A 20,861-nucleotide genomic window follows, 5' to 3' on the forward strand; every position below is an offset into this window, starting at 1 on the left:
AACGGCGTCGCCCAGGGCGTCGGCCCGAACAAGGTGGTGATCGACATGAGCTCGATCTCCCCGACCGCCACCAAGGCCTTCGCCGAGAAGATCAAGGCCACCGGCGCTGCCTACCTCGACGCCCCGGTGTCCGGCGGCGAAGTCGGCGCCAAGGCCGCGACCCTGAGCATCATGGTCGGCGGCTGCCCGAAAGCCTTCGAGCGCACCCTGCCGCTGTTCCAGGCCATGGGCAAGAACATCACCCGCGTCGGCGGCAACGGTGACGGCCAGACCGCCAAGGTCGCCAACCAGATCATCGTCGCCCTGAACATCCAGGCCGTCGCCGAAGCCCTGCTGTTCGCCGCCAAGAACGGCGCCGACCCGGCCAAGGTCCGCGAAGCACTGATGGGCGGCTTCGCTTCGTCGAAGATCCTCGAAGTCCACGGCGAGCGCATGATCAAGGGCACCTTCGATCCGGGCTTCCGCATCAGCCTGCACCAGAAGGACCTGAACCTGGCCCTGCAAGGCGCCAAGGAACTGAACATCAACCTGCCCAACACCTCCAACGCCCAGCAAGTGTTCAGCACCTGCGCGGCCATCGGCGGTTCGAACTGGGACCACTCGGCGTTGATCAAGGGCCTGGAACACATGGCCAACTTCTCGATCCGCGACAACGAATAACGAATAAAGTCCTCCAGCCCGACTCCTGCTAAGATTGCGACCCGCCTGCTCCACGAAGGGGCAGCGCGGGTTTCAACGATCAATCCTGGCAGAGGTAAGGTATGTCGTCTGGCGTTTCATCCACGGGCGAGCTGGCAAAAATCGAACGGCTGCAACTGCACGACACCGTGCTCGATCATTTGCGCCGTTTCATCATCGAAGGCACGCTCAAGCCAGGCATCAAGATCAATGAACGGGAGCTCTGCGAAGCCCTCGGCATTTCCCGCACGCCGCTGCGCGAAGCGCTTAAAGTGCTGGCCGTGGAAGGCCTGATCGAGCTCCAGCCAAACCGCGGGGCACGGGTGGCGCAGATGAGCGACGTCGAGATCCGCGAGACCTTCGAGCTGATGAGTGGCATCGAAGCCTTCAACGGCCAGCTGGCCTGCGAGCGCATCACCGATGCCGAGGTCATGACCATCAAGTCCTTGCACTACCAGATGCTGCAAGCCAAGGAAAACCACGACCTCTCGCTGTATTTCCAGAAAAACGCCGCCATTCACGACGCCATCAGCCTGGCCGCGCGCAATGACACCCTGCGCAAGACCTACCTGACCCTCAACCGGCGCATCCAGGCCATCCGCTACCTGTCCAACCGCACCGAGGTGAAGTGGGACCGCGCCATCCATGATCACGAAGAGATGATCGAAGCCCTGGAAAAACGCGATTCCGAGAAACTGCGCAACATCCTGCGTGGCCATATCCTCGATGCAGGCGGCCTCAAGCCGGCCTGATACCCCGCCCCCTCTCTCGCGTCACCCCACCTGCCAATTTTGCATTCAAGCCGGTCACACACGACCGGCTTGCGTCTTTGCGCGCCTCTGATTCCGGGCCTCTCCAGATAGAGCGCTAGACGAATTTTATATTTTGAATGCAGAATACCAATCGAGCACCGCCTTGCTGCTGCTCCCTGGCACTTTCCGACCCAGCCTGAGAGGTCACACCGTGAACCCAGAAGACCAAGAAAAAACCTACGAATCGCGGCGATCGTTTTTCAAGAAAACCCTCACCCTGATTCCCCTCACCGTCGTCGCCACCCAGGTTCCCGGGCTGGTCGACGCTGCCCCCAGCGAGCCGGCCCAGGCGTCAGCTACCAGCGCTCCGGCAACGCCCTATTCCCCGGTGTTCTTCAATGCCATCGAGTGGGCCTTCATCACTGCCGCCTGCGCCCGCCTGATCCCCAGCGACGACCTGGGTGCCGGCGCCGTCGAAGCCGGCGTGCCAGAATTCATTGACCGCCATATGCAAAGTGGCTACGCCGCCGGAGATATCTGGTTCCTCCAGGGCCCCTACTACGAAGCCGCTCCAGAATTCGGCTACCAGGGCAAGCTGGCGCCGCGGGAGATCCTGCGGGTCGGCATGGCCGGGCTGGATGCCTGGAGCCAGAAAGAATTCTCCGGCAAGCGCTTCAGCGAGCTGGCGGCCGAACAACAGGACGCCGTGCTGAAGAAACTCGAAGCCGGTGAGATCAAGACCGAAGGCGTGCCCGGCAAGGTGTTCTTCAGCCACCTGCTCAACGAAACCCTGTACGGCTTCTTCTCCGATCCGCAGTACGGCGGCAACAAGGACATGGTCGGCTGGAAACTGGTGGGTTACCCCGGCGTGCGCGCCGATTTCATGGACTGGGTGGAGCAGACCTCCAAACCCTATCCGCTTGCCCCCGTCAGCATGTCCGGTCGTCGAGGTTAATCATGGCAATCCAAGAAAAAGTCGACGCGGTGATCGTCGGCATGGGCTGGACCGGGGCGATCCTGGCCAAGGAACTCACCGACGCCGGCCTCAAGGTGGTCGCCCTGGAGCGCGGCGCCGACCGCGATACCTACCCGGATTTCGTCTATCCCAAGGTCAACGACGAACTGGCCGGCTCGGTACACCGCAAGTACCTGCAAAGCCTGAGCAAGGAAACCCTGACCATCCGCCACGACATGTCGCAGCGTGCGGTCCCCTACCGCCAGATGGGCTCGTTCAAGCCCGGCGACGGTGTCGGTGGTGCCGGCACCCACTGGTCGGGCTGCCATTTCCGCGCCCTGCCGGAAGACTTCAACCTGCGCTCCAACTACGAGAGCCGCTACGGCAAATCCTTTATCCCCAAGGACATGACCATCCAGGACTTTCCGGTGACCTATGCCGACCTGGAACCGCATTTCGACCACTTCGAGCAGGTCTGCGGCACTGCCGGGCAGGCCGGGATAGTCAATGGCGTCACGGTGGCCGGCGGCAACCCGTTCGAAGGCTCACGCAGCCGCCACTTCCCGCTGGCCGCCAACCCCGACTACCTCGGCGGCAAGATGTTCGCCAAGGCCGCCAACGCCTTCGGCTACCACCCCTACCCGATCCCCGCCTCGAATGCCTCGGGCCCGTACAAGAACCCCTACGGCTGCCAGTTGGGCCCGTGCAACTTCTGTGGTTTCTGCAGCGACTACGGCTGTCTCAACTACTCCAAGGCCAGCCCCAACGCGTGCATCCTGCCGGTGCTGCGCCAGCGCAAGAACTTCGAGCTGCGGCCCAACTCCCAGGTGCTCCAGGTCATCCTCGACAGCGACAAAAAGAAAGCCACCGGCGTCACCTACCTGGATGCCTCGGGCCACGAACAGACCCAGCCCGCCGACCTGGTGATCCTCGCCGCCTTCTCCTACCTCAACGTGCACCTGATGCTGCTTTCCGGCATCGGCAAGCCCTACGACCCGCACACCGGCGAAGGTGTGGTCGGCAAGAACTACACCTACCAGAACCTGACCCGCATGACCCTGTTCTTCGACAAGAGCGTGCAGGGCAACCCGTTCATCGGCATCGGCGGTGCCGGCCAGGTCATCGACGACTTCAACGGCAACCAGATCGACAATGCCAAGCTCGGCTACCTCGGCGGCAGCGTGCTGTGGGCGCGTCAGCCAGGTGGCGGACCGGTACGCGGCATCAGCCTGCCGCCGGGTACGCCGAAGTGGGGCAGCGCCTGGAAAAAGGCTGCACACGACCACTTCCGCCACCAGTTCTACTGGGAAGTCCAGGGCGCCAACATGGCCTACCAGGACTGCTACCTCGACCTCGACCCGACCTACAAGGACGCCTACGGCCGGCCGATGCTGCGCATGACCTTCGACTGGAAGGAGAACGAGATCAAGGCCAACCAGTACATGGTCGGCAAGCTCGAAGAAATGGCCCGCAGCCTCAACCCGCTGGCGATCTCCGCCGACGCCAAGAAGCCCGGCGAGCACTACAACACCACCCGCTACCAGAGCACCCACACCTGCGGCGGCGCGATCATGGGCGACAACCCGAAGACCAGTGCGGTCAACCGCTACCTGCAATCCTGGGACGTGTCCAACGTGTTCGTCATGGGCGCCTGCGCCTTCCCGCAGAACAACGGCTACAACCCGACCGGCATGGTCGGCGCGCTGGCCTACTGGTCGGCCAAGGCCATCCGCGAACAGTACCTGAAAGCCCCCGGCCCGCTGGTGCACGCATAAGGAGCATTGCCATGATGAAAATGAAAACGTCATTGGCCGCCGTCCTCCTGATGGCGGCCCCGACGCTGTGGGCGGACGACTTCACCTCGCCGCAGTTGATCAAGCAAGGCGAGTACCTGGCCCGCGCCGGAGACTGCGTGGCCTGCCACACGGCAAAAGGCGGCAAGCCCTACGCCGGCGGCCTGCCGATGGCCACGCCGATCGGCACGATCTACGCCACCAACATCACCCCCGACGCCAAAACCGGTATCGGCGGCTACTCGCTGGAAGACTTCGACAAAGCGGTACGCCACGGCATCGCCAAACAGGGCCATACCCTGTATCCGGCCATGCCCTACCCCTCGTACGCCCGGGTCACCGACGACGACCTCAAGGCGCTGTACGCCTACTTCATGCACGGCGTCGAACCGGTCGAACAGGCCAACCGGGACAGCGACATTCCCTGGCCGCTGTCGATGCGCTGGCCGCTGGGCGTCTGGCGCAACCTGTTCGCCCCAGCCGTCGAGCCGCTGTCGCCAAGTGGCCCGCTGAAATACGCGGACGCCGAAATCGCCCGCGGTGCCTACCTGGTCCAGGGCCTGGGCCATTGCGGCAGTTGCCACACTCCAAGGGCTGTCACCCTCCAGGAAAAATCCCTGGATGAACGCGATCCGAGCTACCTGGCCGGCGGCCAGGTGATCGACGGCTGGCTCGCGATCAGCCTGCGCGGGCACAGCCCGGACGGCCTCGGTGCCTGGAGCGAGGACGACATCGTGCAGACCCTGCGCAATGGCCGCAACGCGCACTTCTCGTCGATCGGCGCGATGAACGATGTGATCCAGCACAGCGGGCAGCACCTCACCGACCAGGACCTGACGGCCATCGCCCGCTACCTGAAAGCGCTGCCCGCCACGCCGGGCTCGACCAAGGTTGCCTTCAACGCCAGCGACAGCACCGCCAAGGCGCTCCACGCCGGCGAATCACCGAGTCGCGGAGCCGAGCTCTACGTCGACAACTGCGCCGCCTGCCACCGCACCGACGGCCAGGGTTACAAGGAGGTGTTCCCGCGCCTGGCCAACAACCCGTCGGTGCTTGCCGAAGACCCGGCCTCGATGATCCGCGTGATCCTCGCCGGCAGTCGCTTGCCGTCCACGCAGCAAGCACCGTCGGACCTGGTCATGCCCGACTTCGCCTGGCGCCTGAGCGACCAGGAAGCCGCGCAACTGGTGTCGTTCATTCGCAACAGCTGGGGCAACAAGGCGCCGGAGGTCACGGCCAAGGATATCGCCAAGGTGCGCCAGGCGATTGCCGAGGAACACCACGGGGCGCTGACCGCGCAGTGATCGGCAGGCACTGATGCCTGTGGGAGCCGGTCTTGCCGGCGATGGCGTCCGCCAAGGACAAGAAAGTTGTCTGGTCGGACGTCATCGCTGGCAAGCCAGCTCCCACAGTGACCGAGTCGAGCTCAGATACTGTGGCTGACCCAGAACCCTGTGGGAGTCGGCTTGCCGACGATAAGGCCATCAGCCACACCCTGAAATCCCCCACTGATCGCCATTCCTTATCCCCCTGATAAAAAACTTGAGGCAGCGCCAGACAGGCATTTCGCGGAAGAATCCGGGCAGTCATACGACGACGTATGTCGATAATAAAAAGGTGACCCCATGCCCCGATCCTCCCTGTACGTCCACCCTCTCGCGCCAGAGTCGTTCGGCGCTCCTCGGGCAGTGCTGCCCCAGGAGGCGCCATGAATACCCTGGTCAATGGCTACCTGCGGGTCCTCAAGGTCCTGGTGGTGGCTTGTCTGGTCGCCATCACCGGTCTGATCTTCACCAACGTGGTGCTGCGCTACGGCTTCAACTCCGGGCTGTTCTTCAGCGAAGAGATCTCGCGCCTGGCCTTCGTCTGGCTGGTGTTCGCCGGGGCGCAACTGATGCTCCATGAACACGGGCATATCGGCGTCGATATTCTCACCCGCCGCGCGTCCCCTGGCGTGGCCCGTGTCCTGCTGGCACTGACCCAGGTGCTGATGCTCTACGTGACCTGGCTGTTCATGGACGGCAGCTGGAAGCAGACCCTGATCAACCTGCATGTCGGTGCGCCCTCCACCGGCATCTCCATGGCCCTGTTCTACGGCGCCGGGCTGGTGTTCTCGGTGCTCAGCGGCGTGCTGATCGCCAGCCAGCTGGTGCGCAACCTCATGGGCACCCTCCCCGCGCCCGCCTCCGTCGAGGCCACCGCCCACCAACATGGAGCAGCCGAATAATGGCCCTGTCTGTCTTTGTCGGCGTGCTGATGGCGGCCATCCTTATCGGCCTGCCCATCGCCTATGCCCTGATCCTCTGCGGCGTGGCCCTGATGTGGCTGCTGGGCCTGTTCGATGGCCAGATCATCGCGCAGAACATCATCAACTCGGCAGGCAGCTTCCCGCTGCTGGCCATCCCGCTGTTCATCATCGCTGGCGAGGTGATGAACAGTGGCGGCCTGTCCAAGCGCATCATCAAGCTGGCCATTACCCTGGTCGGCCACCTGCGCGGCGGGCTGGGCTACGTCACCATCTTTGCCGGCGTGCTGCTGTCGAGCCTGTCCGGCTCGGCCCTGGCCGACGCGGCGTCGCTGACCGCGTTGCTGCTGCCGATGATGGTCATCGCCGGCTACAACCGCGACCGCTCCGGCGGGCTGATCGCCTCGGTCTCGGTACTGGGCTCGATCATTCCGCCGAGCATCGGCTTCGTGGTCCTGGGCGTGGCCTCGGGACTGTCGATCACCAAGTTGTTCCTCGCCGGCATCGCCCCCGGGCTGATGATCGCCGCCGCGCTGGTGGTGGCCTGGTGGCTGATGACCCGGCGCAACAACGATGTCGAGCTGAGCCCCAAGGCCAGCGGCAAGGAACGTTTGAAAGCCCTGGTCGACAGCTTCTGGGCGCTGATGCTGCCGGTGATCATCGTGGTCGGCCTGCGCTTCGGCGTGGTCACTCCGACCGAAGCCGGGGCGGTGGCCAGCGTGTATGCGCTGCTGGTGTCATCGCTGATCTACCGCGAACTGAGCCTGAAGTCGCTCGGCGAGTTGCTGCTGCGCGCCGGCAAGACCACCGCCGCTGTGATGTTCCTGGTGGCCGCCGCGTCGATCCCGGCGTGGATGATCACCATCGCCGACATCCCCGGGCAGATCATCGACCTGATCCAGCCGGTAATGGACAACCCGCGCCTGCTGATCGTGGTGCTGATGCTGCTGATCCTGGTGATTTCCATGGTCATGGACCTCACCCCCACCATCCTGCTGCTGGCGCCGATCCTGGTCCCGGTAGTGACCGCGGCGAACATCGACCCGATCTACTTCGGCGTGCTGTTCATGATCAATTGCTCGATCGGCCTGATCACCCCGCCGGTAGGCACCGTGCTCAACGTGGTCTGCGGCATCGGCCGAATGCGCTACGAGGCGCTGCTCAAGGGCACCTTCCCGTTTCTTATCGCGGAAATCATCGTGCTGGCCCTGCTGGTCATCTTCCCCGACCTGGTCATCGTCCCGGCCCAGTGGTTCGGTCACTGATCCGTCCAACAACAAGAAAAGGAAAAAACCATGAAGAAGCTCGCCTTCGTCGCCGCCCTGCTGCTGTCCAGCAGCCTGAGCCTGGCCGCCGACTACAACGCCCGCACCCTCAAGTTCGCCGCCACCAGCCCCAAAGGCACGCCGCCGGCCATCGGCATGGAACTGTTCGCCAAGAAGGTGCAGGAGCGCAGTGGCGGCAAGATCAAGGTCCGCACCTTCCCCAACGGCGTGCTCGGCGGTGACGTGCAGGTGCTGTCGTCGCTGCAGGGCGGCGTGGTGGAGATGATGACCTGGAACGCCGGACTGATGCTCAACCATGTCACCGACTTCGGCATTCTCGATTTCCCGTTCCTCTACAACGACACCGCCAAGGTCGACGCCATGCTCGATGGCGAGGTGGGCAGGATGCTCACCGACCAGTTGCCGGAGAAGAACCTGGTCGGCCTGGCGTTCTGGGAGCTGGGCGTGCGCAACCTGACCAACAACGTGCGCCCGGTGAACAAGCTTGAAGACATCGCCGGCCTGAAGATCCGCGCCCAGCAGTCGCCGCTGTTCCTCGACGTGTGGGCGGCCCTCGGCGCCAACCCGACGCCGCTGCCGTTCACCGAGGTACATACGGCGCTGGAAACCGGCACCGTGGATGGCCAGGAAAACCCGGCGGCGCTGATCCTCGCCTCGCGCTTCAACGAGGTACAGAAGTACCTGAGCCTGACCCGGCACAACTACAACCCGCAGATCGTACTGATCAGCAAGACCTTCTGGGACGGCCTCAACCCGGACGAGCAGAAGCTGCTCAGCGACGTCGCCCAGGAAGTGCGCCTGGAGCAGCGGCGGATCTCCCGCGAGGCCGACAGCAAGGCGATCGCCGAACTGAAAGCGGCCGGCATGCAGGTCAACGAACTGCCGCCTGAGGAAGTCGCACGGATCCAGGCGCGGATCCGCCCGGTGGTGGACAAGTACGCCGCGCAGATCAATCCCGAGCTGGTGAACAAGGTCTACCAGGCCATGGATTACCAGGCGCAATAAGCCCTTTTCGCGCCGCCCTCGCGGCGCCTTTCAACTGCCCCAAGGAAGCCCATGAAAATCTCCGTTGCCCAGATTCATCCCGTGGCCGGCAATCCGGTCCAGACCATCGCCAAGGTCGCCGAGCTGGCGCGCCAGACCGCCGCCGAAGGCTCGCGCCTGATCGCCTTCGCCGAATGCCTGATCACCGGCGGCGCCTTCGACAGCCGTGAAGACCTCGAACGCGGCGCCATCGGCCTCGACGCCCTGACGCCGCTGCTGGAGGTGTCGGCGCAGACCGGCATCCTCATCGTGGTCGGTTTCTACGAGCGCCACGCGGCGCTGGTCTACAACACCGCTGCGCTGATCGGCCCGCAGGGCATCATCGGCCTGCACCGCAAGCGTCACCTGCCGTTCATGATCGGCGATCGCTTTACCGACCGCCCCGAAGAATGGACCGCGCCGGTGTTCGACACCGAGATCGGCCGCATCGGCCTGGCCATCTGCTACGAAATCCGCTTCCCCGAAGTGGTCCGCACCCTGGCCCTGGAAGGCGCCGATATCGTCGTGCTGCCGGCCGCCTGGCCGGAGCAGGCGCGCATGCTGCCGGACATTTTCAGCACCGTGCGCGCTGCGGAAAACATGGTGTATTTCGTCGCTCCCAACCGCAACGACATGGATGAAGGCATGCAGTTCATCGGCACCAGCCACATCATCGAGCCGTCGGGCAAGACCCTGGTCCGCGCCGGGCTGGAGGACGGCGTGTACAGCGTCGACATCGACCTGGCCAAGGCGCGCAACAAGTCGCTGATCCGCGACCCCGGCGTGTTCGAGGTACACCCGTTCCGCGACCGCTTGCCGGAAACCTATCGCATCTGACCCAAGGTGGTTTCGAGCATGAACCAGAGCATCAACCACACCCTGCTGAAAGCCCGCATGGCGCAGGGCACTACCTTCGGCATGAACATCTACAGCACCGCCAGCATGCCCATCGAGGTGGCCGGCAACTGGGGACTGGACTTCGTCTTCATCGACGCCGAGCACACCGCGCTGGGCGTCGACCGCGATATGGAAAAGCTCCTGCTGGCGGCCACCTGCGCGGCCATCCCGGCCCTGGTGCGGGTACGCGGCACGCTGGAATGGGATATCCGCAAGGCCCTGGAAATGGGTGCGGCCGGGGTGATCGTGCCGCAGGTGCACAATGCCGCACAGATGCGCCAGATCATCCACTACAGCAAGTTCCCGCCGCTGGGCCGGCGTGGCGGCGACAGCTCGGTGCGCTCGGCGGGCTTCGCCGGGCCGGGCTTCGACTGGGCGCGCTATACCGAGGCGGAAAACGCCCGCAGCGTGATCGTGCCGATGGCCGAGAGCTACGAGTTCTTCGACAACATCGATGAGATCCTCGATGTCGAGGGCATCGATGCGGTGCACTTCGGGCCGGCGGATTATTCGTTGTCGCGGCAGTTGCCGGTGGACTACCGGCTGGGTAATCCGGAGGTGCTGCAGCGTCTGCAACTGCTGATCGACAAGTGCCATGCCCGCTCGATCCAGGTGATGGTGCCGTGCTTCCCGGCCGACCGGGCTACGGCTCGGCGGCTGGTGGAGATGGGCAGCGATATGTTGCTGATGGGCAGTGATCTGTCCTGGCTGAATCAGGCGGGGCAGCATATTGCCGCGGTGAAGCGAATGATGGGGGCAGATCAGGCAATCTGATCGTCAATAATGGCCCCATCGCTGCGGTTCGGCGCTCCGACAAGCCAGCTCCCACAGGCTACTGTGTCGGGCCTGGATCATGCGGCCAGCCCGAAACCCTGTGGGAGCCGGCGTTGCCGGCGATGAGGCCATCAGCTTCGACCTCGGTCTTGGTGGTTGGGTTGTTCTTACGGGCCTCATCGCTGGCAATGCCAGCTCCCACAGGGTCAGCACAAACCCAAATCCTGTCTATCCAATGAGCCTGGAGAAACGCGGCAGACTGGACACTTTGAATCCATGATGCGGCTTGGCTCCATCGCTCCCTGCCGAACCTGGCCAGTACCGCCGCATTGCTGTCGATCATCCCGCCGCTACTTGTCCAGTAACGGCTGCAATGCCAGGTAGCGTTTGTCGTAGCCCTGTTCCCAGGGGAACTTGCCAGCCTTGTCCGGCCAGACCATCTGGATCACCGGGAAATCGGTTTCGACCGACTGGTAGAACCAGCCACCGTAGCCGAAATACGCCGGGAAATGCCGGCGCGCTACAGGCACGAAGGCAACCTTGGTGCCTTCGGCGATATCTTCGTAGGGCTTGTACATCTCGTACGGCTGTTTTGCGCCGGCGATGCGGATAGCGGCGATATCGAGAAAACGCTGGGAGATCTCCATCGGCAACCCGAACACCACGACTTCGGGTTGCCCGAAGTTCGCGTAGAACCCCAGCGAATAGGCAAAGGCCGGTTTCTGGCCTTCCGCCTCGACCTGAACGTGGTACCACCCTATGGTCTTGATCCTGTCCAGAATCTGCTCGTCGAGCGCCGAATCGGCGGCAGGTGGGTGGAAACCCGCAACCACCGGACGGATTGGCTCGGCGCTGGCGGTGATGGTAAACAGGGAGAACAGTGCAGCGATCAATGAGCGCCGGAGCATTAGGCAATCCTTTGACAGCGATGAGGGTTTCCGGGTGAACGCGGGTTATCAAGGCGACTTCGGGGCGGGCAATGCTATCAAATAGCCATCTTTCAGTCGATTAGCTCCGCGTGACCCGAACAGCTCCTTCCAAGCGGGGAAAACACATCAACACATCTTGATTCCGGCAGTGGGAGCCGGCGTTGCCGGCGATGAGGCCATCAGCCTCGACCTCGATCTTGCTGGTCGGGTTGTTCTTACCGGCCTCATCGCTGGCAAGCCAGCTCCCACAGGTTTGCGGTGCACGCTATCCCTGTGGGAGCTGGCTTGCCAGCGATGAGGCCGGTACCAACACCACAACACCTAATCCACCAAAAAATTCTGCTTGACCAGGGTCGCCCTGATGATCGACACCAGCTCGCCCAGTTGCATGTCCGGGCGTTCGGTCAGGTAAGACAGGCAGAACTTCGCCGGCGGAATCGGCGGGTCGCAAGGCAGTGTCTTGAGCATGTCCACCGCCAGCATGTCGCGAATCAAGGGCACCGGCAAAATGCCGATGGCGTGCCCCGCCGAGACCATCTTGGCAATGAACGCCAGCGAATTGCTCGAGTGAAACGAGTGATTCACCGCACCACTTTCCTTCAACCAGCGGTCCACCACCGAGTACAGGGTGGAGGGCGCGCCGTGGGTGACGATCGAGTAGTCCCGCGCATGCTGCGGCAGGAACGGCCCCTCGGCGATCTCCAGGTGCCGCGCCGCGACCCACTGGAAGGTCATCCAGCCAAGAAACACGTCGGTCACTTCCTCGCGGGTGGCCGGGTTGGTCAGCAGGGCAATATCCAGTTCGTGATCATTCAGCTTGCGGTTGAGCGAGGCGCCGACGTCGATGGTGATTTCCAGGGTGATTTCCGGAAAGTGCGCCTTGATCTCGCTGATCACCGCGGTCAGCCCGACCATCGCCGAACACTCGTCCGCCCCCAGGCGCAGGCGCCGGTGCTGCTTGCGCTGCAGGGCGAACTGCTCCAGCTGCGTGCTGTTGTTCAGCACCAGCTCGGCATGGCGCAGGGCGGTGTGGCCGTCGGCGGTGAGGCTCATGCGCTGCTTGCTGCGGTCGAACAGCTTGACGCTGAGCAGCGACTCCATTTCCTTGATCCGCGCCGACACCGCCGGCTGGGTGAGATGGAGATGGCGGGAGGCGGCGTGGACCCCACCCAGGCGGGCAGTCCAGTAGAAGGCCTCGATCTGCATCAGCGTGATACGCATGATAAAAACTGCTCCGGCTGCTGCTTACGGATTTTTATTATCGGCCGTTCAAGGCGCTGGTTAGGATGACCGAAACCCTTGGAAAAAGCATCCGCCCACCATGTACATCATCGAAGCACTGCCTGCCCCGATTCCCGCCAGCGACCTTGAAATCCTGCGCCAGGCCGAACCGGCAACCATCGGTCATTTCATTACCCACGGCATTCCCCATCCCGAGATCAAGGCGCACTTCGCCGATGTGCGCGCCGTGGGCACCGCCGTGACCGTGCGCATGCCCGGCAATGACGGCGGCATCCTGCACCATGCCATGGGCTGCGTGCGCCCCGGCGACTTTTTGGTAGTGGACCGCTGCGGCGAGCGCATCACCGCCGCCATGGGCGGGGCCATGGCCTATGCCGCGCGCCAGGCTGGCGTGGCCGGGATCATCGTCGATGGCTATGTCACCGACCTCGGCGAATTGCGCGAGCATGGCGTACCGGTGTGGTCGCGCGGCGCCAGTGCGATCACCACCCGGGTGATCGGCCTCGACGGCGAGTTCTGCACGCCGATCCACTGCGGCGGCGTGGTGGTACGCCCGGGCGATGCGGTGATAGCGGACGAGAACGGCATGGTCTTCCTGCGCCCCGACCAGGCCCTGGCCCTGGCCCGGCGCGCCATCGAATTCCAGCGCAACGAGAAACACACCCTGGCGCGCCTGGCGAGGGGCGAGAAGTTTCCTGATATCGTCGGCTCGCGCCCGATCATCGACGCAGCGATCCAGCCCCGCGAATAGCACCCGCCCCCTTCGACGTAGCTCCCCAACGATAACAAGAGGACTACCGTGAACTTCAGCGCCCTCATCCCCCTGGCCCTGGCTGCACTGCTCGGCAATGCACAGGCACAGGACTACCCCGAGATCCGCTTCAACGTGATCGGTGGCGGCAGTCACAACTACAGCTTCCGCGCGGTGGAGAAGCCGTTCTGGACCGAGACCCTGCCGGCGCAGTCGAACGGCAAGGTCACCGCGCAACTGCTCGGCCTGTCCGAGAGCGGTTTGAAAGGCCCGGAGATCATCCGCCTGATGCGCTTCGGCGCGGTGGATATCAGCATGGGCGTGTTCGCCTTCGTCGCCGGTGACGATGCCAGCTTCGAGGGCATCGACCTGCCGGGCATGGCCGCCGATATCGACACCGCCCGCCGCGTCGCCGACGCCTACAAGCCGGTGCTGGAACAGCGCATGGCCGAGCGTCACGGGATCAAGCTGCTGGCCACCGTGCCCTACACCGCCCAGGTGTTTTTCTGCCGCGCCCCGGTACAGGCGCTGGCCGACCTCAAGGGCCGCAAGATCCGCACCCGCGGACGCAACATGGCCGAACTGGTCAAGGCTCTGGGGGCGGCGCCGGTCACCCTGCCCTTCGCCGAGGTGGTCACGGCCATGCAGACCGGCGTCATCGACTGCGCCGTGACCGGCATCGGCTCCGGCAACGCCGCCAAGTGGTACGACGTGGCCGGCTATCTGTACGACCTGCCGGTGGACTGGTCGATCGGTTTCTACGGCATCGGCCTGAAGCGCTGGCAGCGCCTGCCGCCCGAGGTCCAGCAGTTGCTGCAGACGCAGGCGCAAGTGCTGGAAGACGCCCTCTGGCGAGAGACCGGCAAGGAAAACCGCTATGCCCTGGCCTGCAACACCGGCGCGGCCGACTGCCAGATCCATCAGCCCGCCCATATGCTCGCCACGGCTCCCGATGCCAAGGAACAGCAGCTCGTGCGCGAGGCGGCGCTGAAGATCGCCAATGACTGGGGCAAGCGCTGCGGCGCGCCCTGTGTCGAGCAATGGAATGCCACTGCGGGGCATGCCATCGGCATGCGCCTGGCCCCCTGAGCCCTTTGCTGCGGAGACCACCGTCATGAACACGCACCGCTCCGGCCTGGTGGCCATCCACGCCATCGCCAAGGCCAGTACCTGGGTGGGCGGCTTCGCCCTGCTCGGCTGCGCTTTGCTGATCGCCCTCGACCTGATCCTGCGCAAGACCTTCGACATCTCCCTCGGCGGCGCCGACGAGATCGCCGGCTACACCCTGGCGATCACCAGTGCCTGGGCTTTCCCGGTGACCCTGCTGAAGCGCTCGCATATCCGCGTCGACATTCTCTACGCCCGCCTCGGCCTCAAGCCACGGGTGCTGCTCGACCTGTTCGCCCTGGCCTGCATGGCGGTGCTGGTCAGCGCCCTGGCCGTGCATGCCTGGCAGGTGCTGTGGGACTCCATCGAGTACCGCTCGGTGTCCAATACGCCGTTGCAGGTGCCGCAGTGGTTGCCGCAGTCGATCTGGTTCGCCGGTTACCTGTTCTTCGCCCTGACCCTGCTCAGCCTGGCCGTGGTCAGCCTTGGCCATCTGCTGCGCGGCAGATGGAGCGCGGTGAGCCCGTTGATCGGCATCCATACCGTCGAGGAAGAAATCGAGGAAGAACTGCGTCCCTCCACCCAGGAGCACAAGCCATGCTGAGCATTACCCTGGTCCTGCTCCTGGCCCTGCTGGCGCTGAGCGTGGCGGCTGCGGTCAGCGTCGGCTTGCTCGGCATGTCGCTGTCACAGCTGTATTCGACCCTGCCGCTGAGCAACGCCATGGGCGAAATCGCCTGGAACACCAGCGCCGAATTCCTCCTGGTGGCCATCCCGCTGTACATCCTGATGGGCGAGCTGCTGGTCTGTTCCGGAGTGGCCGGGCGCATGTACCGGGCGGTGGAGAAATGGCTGTCGTGGTTGCCGGGCGGTTTGATGAACTCGAACATCGGCGCCAGCGCGCTGTTCGCCACCACCAGCGGCTCCAGCGTGGCCACCGCCGCGACCATCTCGACCCTGGCCCTGCCGGAACAGGAGCGCAAGGGCTACAACGCGCCGCTGTTCCTCGGCTCGATCGCTGCCGGCGGCACCTTGGGCATCCTGATCCCGCCGTCGATCAACATGATCCTGTTCGCTCTGATCGCCAACGTATCGGTGCCCAAGCTGTACTTGGCCGCGACCATTCCCAGCATCCTTCTCAGCCTGCTGTTCATCGCCCTGATCGTCGGCGCCTGCCTGGTCCGTCCGCAACTCGGCGGGCGCCGCGAACCGGTACGCTGGAGCGAGCGTCTGGCCTGCATCCCCGACCTGCTGCCACCGCTGGCGATCTTCGCCCTGGTGATCGGCTCGATCTACAGCGGCTTCGCCACCGCCAGCGAGTCGGCGGCCCTCGGCGTGCTCAGTGCCCTGGGCCTCGGCCTGTGGCGCCGGGCCTTCAGCTGGCAGAGCCTGGGCCAGGCCTTCGAGGCCACCCTGCGCACCACCGGGATGATCATCTTCATCACCCTGTCGGCGTTCTTCCTCAATTTCGTCCTGGCGTCCATCGGACTGACCAGCGCCCTGGTGGACTTCGTCAGCCACCTGGACCTGTCGCCCATGGCCACCCTGCTGGCGATCATCCTGTTCTACATCGTCCTCGGCTGCTTCATGGACACCCTGGCCATGCTGATCACCACCGCGCCGCTGATCGTGCCGATCGTCGTCGCCCTCGGCTTCGATCCGCTGTGGTTCGGCGTGGTGCTGATCGTGCTGTGCGAGATGGGCCAGATCACCCCGCCGTTCGGCATGAACCTGTTCGTGGTGCAGAGCATCCGTGGTCGCGGCAACTTCATTGAGGTGGTGTACGGCGCCTTGCCGTTCTGCCTGGCGTTGCTGGTGCTGATCGGGCTGCTGATCGCCTTTCCGCAACTGGCGCTGTGGCTGCCGAAAACCTTCTAGCGGGGTTTCATGAAGCTACATGAACAAGTCTTCATGTTGGCTTGCATCGCCCTTGTCACGGGCGGTCCAGGCGATCCCGCCGGTCCCGGCCACGGCCCCTGCCTTGAGGGGCCAGCGCCACTTGCGTAGCATCGCCGCCCCCCGAGGCCGCAGCCTGTAACGCCCCCATGCCACAACCGATCCCCCTCAAGGACCATGAAAAAGAGCAGCACCTGGTCAACCGCCGACTGGTGGCCTGCGCTGCGCTGGTACTTGCGCTGGTGGCGGTGCTGGTGGCGCGGCTCTACGTGCTGCAAGTCGTGCAGCACGACCAGCAGACCGCCGTCTCGGAAAACAACCGCGTGCATATCCTGCCGATCCCGCCCGAGCGCGGCCTGATCTACGACCGCAACGGCGTGGTGCTGGCGGACAACAAACCCAGCTTCGACCTGACCATGACCCGCGAGCGCGCCGGCGACTCGGCGAAGACCCTCGACACCCTGGCCCAGGTCCTGGGCCTTGGCGAAGATGACCGCCAGCAGTTCGACAAGGACCTGCGCCGCGGGCGCAAGCCGTTCGAGCCGGTGACCCTGATGGTCGGCCTGAGCGAGGAGCAGATCGCCCTGATCGCGGTCAACCAGTTCCGCCTGCCCGGCCTCGACGTGGAACCGCAGTTCATCCGCGAATACCCGCTGTCCGAGCATTTCGCCCATTCGGTGGGCTATGTCGGGCGGATCAACGAGAAGGAAGCCAAGGTCCTCGACAGCACCGAGTACCGTGGTACCCAGTCGATCGGCAAGACCGGCATCGAGCGCTTCTACGAAAACCAGCTGCATGGCCATGTCGGCTACGAGGAAGTCGAGACCAACGCCCAGGGCCGGGTGATGCGCGTGCTCAGCCACAAGGACCCGACCCCGGGGCAGAACATTGTCCTCAGCCTCGACGCTCACCTGCAGATGGCCGCCGAGCACGCCCTCGGCGACCGGCGTGGTGCGGTGGTGGTGCTCGACCCGGCCAACGGCGACGTGCTGGCCATGGTCAGCAACCCGAGCTTCGACCCCAACCTGTTCGTCAAGGGCATCAGCTTCAAGCAGTACGCGGCCCTGCGCGACTCCATCGACCGGCCGCTGTTCAACCGCGTCCTGCGCGGGCTGTACGCACCGGGTTCGACGGTCAAGCCGGAAGTGGCCATCGCCGGCCTCGACAGCGGCGTCACCACCCCCGGCAACCGGGTGTTCGACCCTGGCTACTACGAACTGCCCAACTACGACCACAAGTACCGCAACTGGAACCGCAGCGGCGATGGCTGGGTGGACATGTACACGGCGATCATGCGTTCCAACGACACCTACTTCTACGACCTGGCGCACAAGCTCGGCATCGACCGCCTGCACGACTACATGGCGCGCTTCGGCCTGGGCGAGAAAGTCTCGCTGGACATGTTCGAGGAAGCGCCGGGGCTGATGCCGTCACAGCAATGGAAGCGCGCCACCCGGCGCCAGGCGTGGTTCCCCGGCGAGACGCTGATCCTCGGCATCGGCCAGGGCTACATGCAGGTCACCCCGCTGCAACTGGCCCAGGCCACCAGCCTGCTGGCGAGCAAGGGCAAATGGCACCGGCCGCACCTGGCCATGAGCGTGGGCGGCGAAGCGCCGGTCGACCCGAACCCGATGCCGGATATCGTCCTGCATGACAGCCACGCCTGGGACCAGGTCAGCCAGGGCATGCAAATGGTCATGCACGACCCGCGCGGCATCGCCCGCGCCGCTGCGGCCGGTGCGCAATACCGTATCGCCGGCAAGAGCGGCACGGCGCAGGTGGTGGCGATCAAGCAGGGCGAGCGCTACAACCGCAACAAGACCCTCGAACGCCACCGCGACAACGCCCTGTTCGTCGGCTTCGCCCCGGCCGACCACCCCAGCGTGGTGGTCGCGGTGATGATCGAGAACGGTGAAGCCGGTGGCCGGGTGGCCGGGCCGGTGGTGCGGGAGGTGATGGATGCGTATCTGCTGGATGAGCAGGGGCATCTGCGGCCGCAGTACGCCGGTATCGCCCCCCGCTAGGGGAGCTTGCCGTAGACGCTGGTGGCGGTGAGCACCACGTAATACTGGAAGAACGCTTCCTCGTTGCGCCTTGGCGACTTGTACACCGTGCACAGCAAACGGAAGTCGCCCTCCGGGGTGACCATGTTGACCTTCTGCTGCTTGCGTATGGTCAGGTCAAGCGGTGCGGTGCTCAGCACGCCGCTGCGCACCCCGTCGATCACCGCCTCCCTGACATCGGTTTTGAGCAGTATCCGCCGCGCCTGATTCTTCAGGCGTCCCAGGGCACCGTTGATCGACATCATGCAGCGCCGATCCATCTCGGCGGTCAGGTTCTTGCCCTTGTCTTCCGCGCGCCACCAGTGGTTATCCGACTCGACGACAGGCCTCTGCATCGGGAACTTGATGTAAGGCGTCTTGCCCGGGATGAACAGACCATCCTCGGCAAACACCCAGGTCACCGACTTGTGGAACCCCCAGCCGTAATGATCCGGCTTGTAGCGGGTGAGGTAGTCCTTCACTTCGGCCACCGTGTACCAGCGCTTGGAATAGATGCTTCTGGTCTTGTCCTCGCCGGCGAACGCCGGCTGCAGCGCCAGCAGGCAAACAGCGGCCACCACGGACCTAAAGCCCGTTCCCATTCCTGTCGTCACGTAACATTCCCTTTTTCAGATTGCTTAGTGTTTTTGCCCGGCGCTCAGCTTGCCGCAGGCAAAAGGCCCGCAGCCACTTGCGTTACAGAACGAATACCACGCGCTCGGCGCTGGCTTGCGGCCAGACCGCTTCGACTTCCGCCAGCGGTACTGCCTTCGCCTCGACCGTCAGCCCGGCAGCGTCGATCGCATTGAGCAACTGCCCCACCACCTGCACCAGCCCGGCATTGGACACGCTGCCCAGCCCGCTGCCGGTCATTTCCAGACCCGACCCGCGCAACACCCCGGGATTCATCGGGATGCTCGCCCCCGCCATCGAGCCAATATTGACGAAACGCAGGCGTGGCGCCGTCTCGCCATCGCCCGGCCCACCCAGGGCATCGAGGATGCACGCGGCCGGCTGGCCCCAGAGGTAATCGAGCACCACGTCGATGCCGCGGCCCTTGATCTCGTCGCGCAAGGCGGCGGTCAGTTGCTCGGCCGGCTGGTCGAGGGAGATGAAATCGTCCGCGCCCAAGGCCCGCAATTCGGCCTCGACCGCCGGATTGCGCGCAGTCGCCACTACCCGCGAGGCGCCCAGGTATTTGGCGACCTGGATCGCCAGCCGCCCCGAGGCGCCCGCCGCGCCATTGACCAGCACCCGCTCGCCAGCCTGGAAATGTGCGCGCTCCTGCAGCGCCGCCCAGGACGACATGCCCGGGTTGGCGATCGCTGCGGCGGTGATGTCGTCGACGCCGTCGGGCACCGCCACGCAATTGCGCGCATCCACCGCCACCACCTCGGCCATGGCGCCAATCGGCTTGCGCGGGAAGGCGAAGTACACCCGGGTGCCGTCCTCCAGCAGGCCGACGCCGTCGGCGCCGGGCACCAGCGGCAACTGCTTGCCGCTGGTGTAGTGCTTGCCGCTGGCCTGGGCGCGGACCAACTGGCTCAGCGCCGCAGCGCGAACCCGCACCAGCACTTCACCCGGCGCGGCGACGGGTGCCTCGATCTCACCATAACGCGGCGGCTGGTCGAAGGCGTGGACGATGGCAGCTTTCATTGGGCAGTACTCCGGAAACAATCAGCGAGGAAAGGAAACCACGATCAACCGTGCCAGCAACGGTACCAGCCGTCCTGCTCGGTCAGGCGCAGGTCGGTCTGGTACAGCGCCGACAGGCGTTCGCTGGTCAGCACCTCGGCCTTGGGCCCGTCGGCGACGATGCGGCCCTTGTCGAGCAGCACCACCCGCTCGATTTCCGGGATGATCTCGTCGATGTGGTGGGTGGTGATGATCATCGCGTGGTCGGCGCCGCAGAAACGCCGCATCAGCTTGAGCATGCCCAGGCTGGCGCCCATGTCGAGGCCGTTGGCCGGCTCGTCGAGGATCAGTGCGCTGGGCTGGTGGACCAGGGCGCGGGCCAGCAGCAGGCGGCGGCGCTGGCCAGTGGAGAGGCGCTGGAACATGGTCTGTTCATGCCCGGACATTTCCACCACGGCCAGCAGCTCGCGGGCCTTTTCCAGTTGCTCGGCGCTCGGTTGCAGGTGGCCGTGGGCGCCGATGGAGCCGAAGAATCCGGAGACCACCACGTCCAGCGCCTGGGTGTAGGGGGTGTAGTCGTCCTGCAGATCCTGGGAGACAAAGCCGATGCGGCTGCGCAGGGCCCACAGGTTGACGGTGTCGCTGCCGAACAGGCGCAGGTGGCTGCCTTCGCGCTCCACCGGGTACAGCTCGCGGGTGATCAGCTTGAGCAGGGTGCTCTTGCCAGCGCCATTCGGGCCGAGGATGGCGACCTTCTCGCCTTCGCCGATATGCAGGGAGAAACCTTCCAGGACGCGGGTCTGCTGCTGGAAGGCGGTGACGTTGTGGATATCGATCATCGGGGGGCTCTTGGCTG

General features: G+C 64.6%; 20 protein-coding genes. 15 read left to right on the plus strand and 5 right to left on the minus strand.

Features of this window, described 5'->3' with window-relative positions; genetic code table 11:
- The 10 genes from ACODSK_RS22745 to ACODSK_RS22790 form a co-directional block, all read left to right on the plus strand.
- Positions 1 to 660 (plus strand): NAD-binding protein (locus tag ACODSK_RS22745; protein WP_489019341.1); only part of this gene is annotated, 660 nt, incomplete at its 5' end.
- A gap of 101 nt (positions 661 to 761) precedes the next feature.
- Positions 762 to 1,430: a GntR family transcriptional regulator gene (locus tag ACODSK_RS22750; protein ID WP_489019342.1), complete on the plus strand. Its 669-nt coding sequence runs from the start codon at positions 762 to 764 to the stop codon at positions 1,428 to 1,430.
- Between the two features lie 211 nt (positions 1,431 to 1,641).
- The gene (locus tag ACODSK_RS22755) at positions 1,642 to 2,385 is read left to right on the plus strand and encodes a gluconate 2-dehydrogenase subunit 3 family protein (protein WP_489019343.1); all 744 of its coding nucleotides are present in this window, start codon (positions 1,642 to 1,644) and stop codon (positions 2,383 to 2,385) included.
- Between the two features lie 2 nt (positions 2,386 to 2,387).
- Entirely contained in the window at positions 2,388 to 4,160 is a 1,773-nt protein-coding gene (locus tag ACODSK_RS22760) for a GMC family oxidoreductase (protein ID WP_489019344.1), read from the plus strand.
- Between the two features lie 20 nt (positions 4,161 to 4,180).
- Positions 4,181 to 5,482, plus strand: coding sequence for a cytochrome c (locus ACODSK_RS22765; protein WP_489019383.1), 1,302 nt, complete (start codon positions 4,181 to 4,183; stop codon positions 5,480 to 5,482).
- 404 nt (positions 5,483 to 5,886) lie between these two features.
- Positions 5,887 to 6,405, plus strand: a complete 519-nt coding sequence (locus ACODSK_RS22770) for a TRAP transporter small permease (protein ID WP_489019345.1) — start codon at positions 5,887 to 5,889, stop codon at positions 6,403 to 6,405.
- Entirely contained in the window at positions 6,405 to 7,688 is a 1,284-nt protein-coding gene (locus ACODSK_RS22775; protein ID WP_489019346.1) for a TRAP transporter large permease subunit, read from the plus strand. Before ACODSK_RS22770 ends, ACODSK_RS22775 begins: the two co-directional genes overlap by 1 nt.
- 30 nt (positions 7,689 to 7,718) lie before the next feature.
- Positions 7,719 to 8,714: a TRAP transporter substrate-binding protein gene (locus ACODSK_RS22780; RefSeq protein ID WP_489019347.1), complete on the plus strand. Its 996-nt coding sequence runs from the start codon at positions 7,719 to 7,721 to the stop codon at positions 8,712 to 8,714.
- A 51-nt stretch (positions 8,715 to 8,765) separates the two neighbouring features.
- On the plus strand, positions 8,766 to 9,569 hold the full coding sequence (locus ACODSK_RS22785) for a carbon-nitrogen hydrolase family protein (protein ID WP_489019348.1): 804 nt from the start codon (positions 8,766 to 8,768) through the stop codon (positions 9,567 to 9,569).
- Positions 9,570 to 9,587: 18 nt separating this feature from the next.
- Positions 9,588 to 10,403 (plus strand): HpcH/HpaI aldolase family protein, encoded by an 816-nt coding sequence (locus ACODSK_RS22790; RefSeq protein ID WP_489019349.1) that lies wholly within the window; start codon positions 9,588 to 9,590, stop codon positions 10,401 to 10,403.
- A gap of 350 nt (positions 10,404 to 10,753) precedes the next feature.
- On the opposite strand, the gene ACODSK_RS22795 is transcribed toward ACODSK_RS22790, so the two are convergent.
- Together ACODSK_RS22795 and ACODSK_RS22800 are read right to left on the minus strand one after the other, a co-directional pair.
- Entirely contained in the window at positions 10,754 to 11,311 is a 558-nt protein-coding gene (locus tag ACODSK_RS22795; RefSeq protein ID WP_489019350.1) for a DUF4262 domain-containing protein, read from the minus strand.
- Between the two features lie 342 nt (positions 11,312 to 11,653).
- Positions 11,654 to 12,553 (minus strand): LysR family transcriptional regulator, encoded by a 900-nt coding sequence (locus tag ACODSK_RS22800; RefSeq protein WP_489019351.1) that lies wholly within the window; start codon positions 12,551 to 12,553, stop codon positions 11,654 to 11,656.
- 100 nt (positions 12,554 to 12,653) lie between these two features.
- On the opposite strand from ACODSK_RS22800, the gene ACODSK_RS22805 reads away from it, so the two are divergent.
- The 5 genes from ACODSK_RS22805 to mrdA all read left to right on the plus strand — a co-directional run bounded on the left by ACODSK_RS22805 (position 12,654) and on the right by mrdA (position 18,352).
- Positions 12,654 to 13,325 carry an RraA family protein gene (locus ACODSK_RS22805; protein WP_489019352.1) on the plus strand — a complete coding sequence of 224 codons (672 nt, stop codon included), beginning with the start codon at positions 12,654 to 12,656 and terminating at the stop codon, positions 13,323 to 13,325.
- Between the two features lie 48 nt (positions 13,326 to 13,373).
- Positions 13,374 to 14,414: a TRAP transporter substrate-binding protein gene (locus ACODSK_RS22810; protein ID WP_489019353.1), complete on the plus strand. Its 1,041-nt coding sequence runs from the start codon at positions 13,374 to 13,376 to the stop codon at positions 14,412 to 14,414.
- Positions 14,415 to 14,439: 25 nt separating this feature from the next.
- Positions 14,440 to 15,036 (plus strand): TRAP transporter small permease subunit, encoded by a 597-nt coding sequence (locus ACODSK_RS22815; protein WP_489019354.1) that lies wholly within the window; start codon positions 14,440 to 14,442, stop codon positions 15,034 to 15,036.
- Positions 15,030 to 16,310 carry a TRAP transporter large permease gene (locus ACODSK_RS22820; protein ID WP_489019355.1) on the plus strand — a complete coding sequence of 427 codons (1,281 nt, stop codon included), beginning with the start codon at positions 15,030 to 15,032 and terminating at the stop codon, positions 16,308 to 16,310. The genes ACODSK_RS22815 and ACODSK_RS22820 overlap by 7 nt, the downstream gene beginning before the upstream one ends.
- A 167-nt stretch (positions 16,311 to 16,477) precedes the next feature.
- Positions 16,478 to 18,352: a penicillin-binding protein 2 gene (gene mrdA, locus ACODSK_RS22825; protein WP_489019356.1), complete on the plus strand. Its 1,875-nt coding sequence runs from the start codon at positions 16,478 to 16,480 to the stop codon at positions 18,350 to 18,352.
- Here the strand turns inward: mrdA and ACODSK_RS22830 are convergent.
- The 3 genes from ACODSK_RS22830 to ACODSK_RS22840 all read right to left on the minus strand — a co-directional run bounded on the left by ACODSK_RS22830 (position 18,349) and on the right by ACODSK_RS22840 (position 20,844).
- Complete coding sequence (locus tag ACODSK_RS22830) at positions 18,349 to 18,951, minus strand: hypothetical protein (protein ID WP_489019357.1); 603 nt, start codon at positions 18,949 to 18,951, stop codon at positions 18,349 to 18,351. The genes mrdA and ACODSK_RS22830 overlap by 4 nt on opposite strands.
- A 115-nt stretch (positions 18,952 to 19,066) precedes the next feature.
- Positions 19,067 to 20,026: a quinone oxidoreductase family protein gene (locus tag ACODSK_RS22835; RefSeq protein ID WP_489019358.1), complete on the minus strand. Its 960-nt coding sequence runs from the start codon at positions 20,024 to 20,026 to the stop codon at positions 19,067 to 19,069.
- Between the two features lie 44 nt (positions 20,027 to 20,070).
- Complete coding sequence (locus ACODSK_RS22840; RefSeq protein ID WP_489019359.1) at positions 20,071 to 20,844, minus strand: ABC transporter ATP-binding protein; 774 nt, start codon at positions 20,842 to 20,844, stop codon at positions 20,071 to 20,073.
- Positions 20,845 to 20,861 lie beyond the last annotated feature (17 nt).

Source organism: Pseudomonas sp. FG98, from assembly GCF_057808595.1.